6 protein-coding genes are annotated in these 8,443 nt (G+C 60.9%); all 6 read left to right on the forward strand.

Features of this window, described 5'->3' with window-relative positions; translation table 11 throughout:
• The first annotated feature begins 134 nt into the window (after window positions 1-134).
• The 6 genes from gluQRS (at window position 135) to folK (ending at window position 8,303) form a co-directional block, all read left to right on the forward strand.
• Window positions 135-1,028: a tRNA glutamyl-Q(34) synthetase GluQRS gene (gene gluQRS, locus QMX86_RS26250; protein ID WP_282387090.1), complete on the forward strand. Its 894-nt coding sequence runs from the start codon at window positions 135-137 to the stop codon at window positions 1,026-1,028.
• A gap of 77 nt (window positions 1,029-1,105) precedes the next feature.
• Window positions 1,106-1,282, forward strand: coding sequence for a hypothetical protein (locus tag QMX86_RS26255; protein ID WP_003176118.1), 177 nt, complete (start codon window positions 1,106-1,108; stop codon window positions 1,280-1,282).
• Window positions 1,266-4,220 (forward strand): sensor histidine kinase, encoded by a 2,955-nt coding sequence (locus tag QMX86_RS26260; protein WP_024014332.1) that lies wholly within the window; start codon window positions 1,266-1,268, stop codon window positions 4,218-4,220. The genes QMX86_RS26255 and QMX86_RS26260 overlap by 17 nt, the downstream gene beginning before the upstream one ends.
• A gap of 22 nt (window positions 4,221-4,242) precedes the next feature.
• Entirely contained in the window at window positions 4,243-5,679 is a 1,437-nt protein-coding gene (locus tag QMX86_RS26265; protein WP_071173622.1) for a sigma-54 dependent transcriptional regulator, read from the forward strand.
• A 734-nt stretch (window positions 5,680-6,413) separates the two neighbouring features.
• Entirely contained in the window at window positions 6,414-7,814 is a 1,401-nt protein-coding gene (locus QMX86_RS26270; RefSeq protein WP_016773164.1) for a polynucleotide adenylyltransferase PcnB, read from the forward strand.
• Between the two features lie 3 nt (window positions 7,815-7,817).
• Window positions 7,818-8,303 (forward strand): 2-amino-4-hydroxy-6-hydroxymethyldihydropteridine diphosphokinase, encoded by a 486-nt coding sequence (folK, locus tag QMX86_RS26275; RefSeq protein ID WP_071173623.1) that lies wholly within the window; start codon window positions 7,818-7,820, stop codon window positions 8,301-8,303.
• Window positions 8,304-8,443: the final 140 nt, after the last annotated feature.

An 8,443-nucleotide genomic window follows, 5' to 3' on the forward strand; every position in this document is an offset into this window, starting at 1 on the left:
CCTCTGTGGCAGCGAGCCTGCTCGCTAAAGCGTCCCTTCAGACAGCTCATTATTGCCTGACACAGCGCTTTCGCGAGCAGGCTCGCTCCCACAGGGGTAACCTGCTTAAATTCTGAATAGCCTTTATCGCCTCCATGACTGCCAAATCCCCCGCCTACATCGGCCGCTTCGCCCCCACCCCCAGTGGCCACCTGCACTTCGGTTCGCTGGTCGCTGCGTTGGCGTCTTACCTCGACGCCCGCTCCGTCGGTGGGAGCTGGCTGGTGCGCATGGAAGATCTCGATCCGCCGCGCGAAGAGCCCGGTGCGCAAGCGGCGATTCTCAAGGCGCTGGAAAGCTACGGTTTCGAATGGGACGGCGAAATGGTCCGCCAAAGCGATCGACACGCGGCTTATGCCGAAGTGCTCGACAGCCTGTTCAATCACGGTCTGGCCTACGCCTGCACCTGCTCGCGCAAACAACTGGAGCCGTATCACGGGATTTATCCGGGGTTTTGCCGCAATGCCGGGCATGAACAGCACGACGCCGCGATCCGCCTGCGCGTGCCGGAGCTGGAATACCACTTCATTGATCGCGTGCAGGGCGAATACCGCCAGCACCTGGGCCGCGACGTCGGCGACTTCGTCATCCGTCGGCGCGATGGTCTCTACGCTTATCAATTGGCGGTGGTGCTCGACGACGCTTGGCAAGGCATCACCGACATTGTGCGTGGCGCCGATCTGCTCGATTCGACGCCGCGTCAGTTGTACCTGCAAGAACTGCTCGGCCTGAAACAGCCGCGCTATCTGCACCTGCCGCTGATCACTCAGCCGGACGGCAACAAACTCGGCAAGTCCTACCGCTCGCCGCCGCTCGAAGCCGATCAGGCCACGCCGTTGCTGCTGCGGGCCTTGCGCGCGCTGGGGCAGAATCCCGGCACCGAACTGGCCCACGCCTCGCCGCACGAACTGCTGGCCTGGGGCAGCGCGCATTGGGATGCCGACCGGATCCCGCGCACATTGACCCTGCCCGAAGCGCAACTGCAATGACGACACTTGCAGTCGCGCGCCCATCCGTTACCATCGCCGCACGTTTTCGGGCACGCGCATAAAAAAGAGAGGCCGGGATGTACATCTATCGCTTGGTCCTGCTTCTGGTCGTCGGGATCTACCTGTTCTCCCCCGCCATCATGGACTGGTGGATCGACGCGACGGGCGCCTGGTATCGCCCTTATCTGCTCTGGCTGATCCTGATTGTCGTGACCTTCATCCTGCAGAGCCAAAAAGATGCCGATGAGCTTTAGCCTGACCCAGATGATCCTGATCAGCGCCGCGTACCTGGCGGCGCTGTTCGGCGTTGCCTGGGTCAGCGAACGGGGCATGATCCCGCGCGCGATCATTCGCCACCCGTTGACCTACACCCTGTCGCTGGGGGTTTACGCCAGCGCCTGGGCGTTCTACGGCACGGTGGGCCTGGCCTATCAGTACGGTTACGGCTTTCTGTCCAGTTATCTCGGCGTGTCCGGTGCGTTTCTGCTGGCGCCGGTGCTGCTCTATCCGATCCTGAAGATCACCCGCACCTATCAACTGTCGTCGCTGGCCGATCTGTTTGCCTTCCGCTTTCGCAGCACCTGGGCCGGTGCGCTGACCACGATTTTCATGCTGATTGGCGTGCTGCCGTTGCTGGCCCTGCAGATTCAGGCCGTGGCCGACTCGATCGGCATTCTCACCGGAGAACGCGTGCAGAGCCGCGTGGCGTTGGCGTTCTGTGCGCTGATCATTCTGTTCACGATTTTCTTCGGTTCCCGGCACATCGCTACGCGCGAGAAACATGAAGGGCTGGTTTTTGCGATTGCCTTCGAATCGATCATCAAACTGATCGCTCTCGGCGGCGTTGGCCTGTACGCGCTGTATGGCGTGTTCGACGGCCCGCAACAGCTCGAACTGTGGCTGCTGCAAAACCAGACCGCTCTCGCCGCCCTGCACACGCCGTTGCAGGAAGGTCCGTGGCGCACGCTGCTGCTGGTGTTCTTCGCCTCGGCGATCGTGATGCCGCACATGTATCACATGACCTTTACGGAAAACCTCAATCCGCGCTCGCTGGTCAGCGCCAGTTGGGGCCTGCCGTTGTTTCTGCTGTTGATGAGTCTCGCCGTACCGCTGATTCTCTGGGCCGGGCTGAAACTCGGCGCCACCACCGACCCGGAATATTTCACCCTCGGCATCGGCATTGCCGCCAACAGCAAACCGCTGGCTTTGCTCGCCTATGTCGGTGGCCTGTCCGCCGCCAGTGGCCTGATCATCGTCACCACCCTGGCCTTGTCGGGCATGGCGCTGAACCATCTGGTGCTGCCGCTCTATCAGCCGCCGGCCGAGGGCAATATCTACCGCTGGCTGAAATGGACCCGCCGGGCGCTGATCGTGGCGATCATCATGGCCGGTTTCGGTTTCTACCTGATGCTCGGCGTCGAGCAGGATCTGGCCAACCTCGGCATCGTCGCGTTTGTTGCGACCCTGCAATTTCTGCCTGGGGTGTTGTCGGTGTTGTACTGGCCGACCGCCAACCGCCGTGGTTTCATTGCCGGTCTGCTGGCGGGGATCACGGTCTGGGTGGTGACCATGCTGCTGCCGCTGGTCGGCAATCTGCAGGGTTTCTATATCCCGCTGCTGAACATGATCTACGTGCTCGACGACACCAGTTGGCACATGGCGGCCATCGCCTCGCTGGCCGCCAACGTGCTGATGTTCACTTTGATCTCGCTGTTCACCAACGCCAGCCCGGAAGAAGCCAGCGCCGCCGAAGCCTGTGCGGTGGACAACGTGCGCCGCCCGCAACGCCGCGAGCTGCACGCCGCCTCGCCGCAGGAATTCGCCACGCAACTGGCCAAGCCGCTGGGTGCCAAGGCTGCGCAGAAAGAAGTCGAGCAAGCGCTGCGCGACTTGTATCTGCCCTTCGATGAACGCCGGCCGTATGCCTTGCGCCGGTTGCGCGACCGCATTGAGGCCAACCTGTCCGGCCTGATGGGCCCGAGCGTTGCGCAGGATATGGTGGAAACCTTCCTGCCCTATAAGGCTGGCGGCGAAAACTATGTCACCGAAGACATCCACTTCATTGAAAGCCGTCTCGAGGATTATCACTCGCGCCTCACCGGCCTGGCCGCCGAGCTCGATGCCCTGCGCCGCTACCACCGCCAGACCTTGCAGGAACTGCCGATGGGCGTCTGCTCGCTGGCCAAGGATCAGGAGATCCTGATGTGGAACAAGGCCATGGAAGAGCTGACCGGCATCGCCGCGCAGCGAGTGGTCGGTTCGCGTCTGAGCACTATCGCCAACCCGTGGAAAGAATTGCTGCAAGGCTTCATCAACCTGCCCGACGAGCATTTGCACAAACAGCATCTGGCCCTCGATGGTCAGACCCGCTGGCTGAACCTGCACAAAGCGGCGATCGACGAGCCGTTGGCCCCGGGTAACAGTGGTCTGGTGTTACTGGTCGAGGATTTGACCGAAACGCAGATGCTCGAAGACAAACTGGTGCATTCCGAACGGCTGGCCAGCATCGGTCGACTCGCAGCGGGGGTGGCCCACGAAATCGGCAACCCGATCACCGGCATCGCCTGCCTGGCGCAGAACCTGCGCGAAGAGCGTGAAGACGACGGCGAGCTGACGGAAATCAGCGGGCAGATTCTTGAGCAGACCAAACGCGTCTCGCGCATCGTCCAGTCGCTGATGAGCTTCGCCCATGCCGGCAGTCATCAGCACAACGACGAACCAGTGTGTCTGGCCGAAGTCGCGCAGGACGCCATCGGCCTGCTGGCGCTGAACCGACGCAATTTCGAAGTGCAGTTCTACAACCTGTGCGATCCCGACCATTGGGTCGAAGGCGACCCGCAACGGCTTGCCCAGGTGCTAATCAATCTGCTCTCCAACGCCCGCGACGCCTCGCCGCCGCACAGTGCGGTACGGGTCAAGAGCGAAGCCGGCGAACACACGGTCGATCTGATCGTCGAAGACGAAGGCAGTGGCATTCCGTCGAGCATCATGGACCGATTGTTCGAACCTTTCTTCACCACCAAGGATCCGGGTGAAGGCACCGGTCTGGGCCTTGCACTGGTCTATTCCATCGTTGAAGAGCATTATGGACAAATCACCATCGACAGCCCGGCTGATGTACAAAGCCAACGCGGCACCCGTATCCGGGTGACCTTACCGCGTCATGTCGAAGCGACGTCCGCTGTGAACTGAGACCGTCGAGAGTATCGAATCAATGCCGCACATTTTGATCGTCGAAGACGAAACCATTATCCGCTCCGCCTTGCGCCGCCTGCTGGAACGCAACCAGTACCAGGTCAGCGAAGCCGGATCAGTGCAGGAAGCACAAGAACGCTTCACCATTCCTACGTTCGATCTGATCGTCAGCGACCTGCGCCTGCCGGGCGCTCCGGGCACCGAGCTGATCAAGCTCGGCCAGGGCACGCCGGTGCTGATCATGACCAGTTACGCCAGCCTGCGCTCGGCGGTCGACTCGATGAAAATGGGCGCGGTCGATTACATCGCCAAGCCGTTCGACCACGATGAAATGCTCCAGGCGGTTGCGCGGATCCTGCGTGATCGCCAGTCAGTGCCGGCTGCCGGCGAAGCCACGGCGAGCAAGCCTGCCGCCGGCAATGGCAAAGCTGCTGTGGATAACAGCAATGGTGAAATTGGCATCATCGGCTCCTGCCCACCGATGCAGGACCTGTACAGCAAGATCCGCAAGGTCGCGCCAACCGATTCCAACGTATTGATTCAGGGTGAGTCCGGCACCGGTAAAGAGCTGGTGGCCCGCGCCCTGCACAATCTGTCGAAACGCGCGAAGGCGCCGATGATCTCGGTGAACTGCGCGGCGATTCCGGAAAGCCTGATCGAATCAGAACTGTTCGGCCACGAGAAAGGCGCGTTCACCGGCGCCAGCGCCGGTCGCGCCGGTCTGGTCGAAGCGGCGGACGGCGGCACCCTGTTTCTCGATGAGATCGGCGAACTGCCCCTCGAAGCCCAGGCTCGCTTGCTGCGGGTTCTGCAGGAGGGCGAAATTCGCCGCGTAGGTTCGGTGCAGTCACAGAAAGTCGATGTGCGCCTGATCGCTGCAACTCACCGCGATCTGAAGAGCCTGGCGAAAATCGGCCAGTTCCGTGAAGACCTTTATTACCGTCTGCACGTGATTGCCCTGAAGCTGCCGCCGCTGCGCGAGCGTGGCGCCGACGTCAACGAAATCGCCAATGCCTTCCTCGCTCGCCAGAGCGCGCGGATCAATCGCACCGACCTGAAATTCGCCGCCGATGCCGAACAGGCGATCCGGCACTATTCCTGGCCGGGTAACGTGCGTGAGCTGGAAAACGCTGTCGAGCGCGCGGTGATTCTCAGCGAAAGCCCGGAGATCTCGGCCGACCTGCTGGGCATCGACATCGAGCTGAGCGATCTGGAAGACGACGAGTTCATCGGTCTGCCGCCGCAAACCGGCGGTAACGCCAGCAACAGCAGCCATGAGCCGACCGAGGATCTGTCGCTGGAAGACTATTTCCAGCATTTCGTCCTCGAGCATCAGGACCACATGACCGAGACCGAACTGGCACGCAAACTCGGCGTCAGCCGCAAATGCCTGTGGGAACGCCGCCAGCGTCTGGGCATTCCACGGCGCAAGACCGGGGTCGCCAGCGAGAGCTGAGCGTTACCCACCGCGTGCGCGGGTAACGCATGACAATGTGAAAAAACTGTTACCGCAGTCGATTCACGTAACAGAAGCCGGGGTTATCGGTAACGAAACCCCGGCTTTTTTTCGCCCCTGCAAGACGGTTATATCGACCTAACCCCTTGTTTTACTGGGCGCGACAAAAGTTGGCACGCACCCTGCTATATGTTTGGTACAAGAACAATAACAAGCAATGCACAAGACAATAAAAATAAGACGAATCGATTCACGCACAATAAAAACAAGACGGCGAGAGGCGCAGCTAACTGATTCTTTTGGAGAGGCGTTGTATTTGGGGCTTGCCCCACGACCAGGCCGAGAACAACAAAAACTGTCCTAAGACAGAGCCTGTACTGGTTGGATCGACAGATCACTGCAATTCAGCGACCAAAGCAATCCGTTTGCTCTTGGCTCCCGATTGGGAGGGTCACGAAGGAAACACTTCGTGGCGAGGGCACTCAACAAAAACAAGAAGCCCGAATCAATAATAAAAAGAGCACGCAACTACTTCTTGGGGAGCTTCGGCTCCCCTTGTAGTTTCTCCCCTCCGTGAAATTCCCCTGCTTTCCCGCGTTCGACCCTTGCAGCTTGCGGCTTGCAGCTCAAATCTGCTGCGTCCTACACCATCCCCCGACTAAATGCTAGAATCTGCGCCCATCATGCGGTCATTCTTTTGGTATGGCCGAACATTCCTTCAAACAGTGCATCCCATGCTGAAGAAGCTGTTCCAGTCATTCCGAACTCCCGTGCGTCGTACGCAACACATCCGCAGCACCCCTGAAGTGCTCAACAGCGGCCAACATTCGCTGCAGAAAACGCAGTTCAGCCGCTATGCGGTGAATATCGTCGAACGCCTGCAAGGTGCCGGTTACCAGGCTTATCTGGTCGGTGGTTGCGTGCGTGACATGCTGTTGGGCATCACGCCCAAGGACTTCGACGTCGCCACCAGCGCCACCCCCGAGCAGGTGCGTGCCGAATTCCGCAATGCGCGGATCATTGGCCGCCGGTTCAAGCTGGTGCACATCCATTTCGGTCGCGAAATCATTGAAGTCGCGACCTTCCGCGCCAATCACCCGGTCAACGAAGACGACGAAGACAGCAACCAGTCTTCGCGCAACGAGAGCGGGCGGATTCTGCGCGACAACGTCTACGGTACGCTGGAAGAAGACGCGCAACGCCGCGACTTCACCATCAACGCCCTGTATTACGATCCGGTCAGTGAGCGCATTCTCGATTACGCCAATGGCGTGCACGACATCCGCAATCACCTGATCCGCCTGATCGGCGACCCCAAGCAGCGTTACCAGGAAGACCCGGTGCGCATGCTGCGGGCCGTGCGTTTCGCCGCCAAGCTCAACTTCGGCATCGAGAAGCACACCGTGCAGCCGATCCGTGAGCTGGCGCCGATGCTGCGCGAGATTCCGTCGGCGCGGCTGTTCGAAGAAGTACTCAAGCTGTTCCTCTCCGGGCACGGCGCGATCACCTTCGAAATGCTGGTCGACCTGCAACTGTTCGCGCCACTGTTCCCGGCCAGTGCCGAGGCGCTGGAATACAACCCGGAATACACCCACACGCTGATCAGCGAAGCGCTGACCAACACCGATCTACGCATCAAGCAGAACAAACCGGTGACCCCGGCGTTCCTCTTTGCCGCCCTGCTCTGGCCGGCGCTGCCGGCGCGAGTATTGCGTCTGCAGGAACGCGGCATGCCGCCAATTCCGGCGATGCAGGAAGCGGCTCATGAGCTGATCGCCGAACAGTGCCAGCGCATCGCAATTCCGAAGCGCTTCACCATGCCGATCCGCGAAATCTGGGACATGCAGGAACGCCTGCCACGGCGCAGTGGCAAACGCGCCGATCTGTTGCTGGACAACCCGCGCTTCCGTGCCGGTTACGATTTCCTCCTGCTGCGTGAAAGCGCCGGCGAGGAAACCGATGGCCTCGGCGAATGGTGGACCGATTATCAGGACGCCAATGACAGCGAGCGTCGCGACATGATCCGCGATCTCAGCGGCAAGGGTGACGATGCCAGCGGCGCACCGCGCAAACGTCGCCGCAGCGGCGGTTCCAAGCGCAAGCGCGCCGGTGCTTCGAGCGCGACGGGCGAGTAAGCGATGGAACGCATCTACATCGGCCTGGGCAGCAACCTCGCTGACCCGGCCGACCAGTTGCGCAGCGCCATCGCGGCGCTGGGGCAATTGCCGCAGACGAGTCTTGCCGGCGTCTCAGCCTTTTATCAAAGCGATTCGCTGCTGCCGGGCCAGCCGCGTTACACCAATGCCGTCGCCGCCCTCGACAGTTCGCTCGCACCGATCGAGCTGCTCGACGCCTTGCAAGCGATCGAAAACGCTCAGGGCCGCGAGCGTCTTGAGCGCTGGGGGCCTCGCACGCTGGATCTGGATATTCTGCTGTTCGGCGATCGCCTGATCGATGAGCCACGGCTGAAGGTCCCGCATTACCAGATTCAGGAGCGGGCGTTCGTTCTTTATCCCCTCGCTGAACTGGCACCGCAGGATCTGCGTCTCGCCGATGGCCGCACGCTGACAGACCTGCTGGCCGCCTGCCCGTTCGTCGGCCTCGAGCGCCTCCCCCAGCCCTGACAAAAATCTTCTGTGAAATGTGGTTGTGTGGCGAGGGGATTTATCCCCGTTGGGTCGCGGAGCGGCCCCATGTTGTGTACAGCTTGGTCAGATTTGGGCCTGCTTAGCAGTCCAACGGGGATAAATCCCCTCGCCACAGG

It is taken from the genome of Pseudomonas sp. PS01270 (genome assembly GCF_029959775.1).
In the GTDB taxonomy this organism is placed as follows: Bacteria; Pseudomonadota; Gammaproteobacteria; order Pseudomonadales; family Pseudomonadaceae; genus Aquipseudomonas; species Aquipseudomonas atacamensis.

Excerpts from the sequence above, each read along its gene's own strand:
- gluQRS (WP_282387090.1), top strand. The coding sequence starts at position 135 with ATGACTGCCAAATCCCCCGCCTACATCGGCCGCTTCGCCCCCACCCCC.
- QMX86_RS26255 (WP_003176118.1), top strand. The coding sequence starts at position 1,106 with ATGTACATCTATCGCTTGGTCCTGCTTCTGGTCGTCGGGATCTACCTG.
- QMX86_RS26260 (WP_024014332.1), top strand. The coding sequence starts at position 1,266 with ATGCCGATGAGCTTTAGCCTGACCCAGATGATCCTGATCAGCGCCGCG.
- QMX86_RS26265 (WP_071173622.1), top strand. The coding sequence starts at position 4,243 with ATGCCGCACATTTTGATCGTCGAAGACGAAACCATTATCCGCTCCGCC.
- QMX86_RS26270 (WP_016773164.1), top strand. The coding sequence starts at position 6,414 with ATGCTGAAGAAGCTGTTCCAGTCATTCCGAACTCCCGTGCGTCGTACG.
- folK (WP_071173623.1), top strand. The coding sequence starts at position 7,818 with ATGGAACGCATCTACATCGGCCTGGGCAGCAACCTCGCTGACCCGGCC.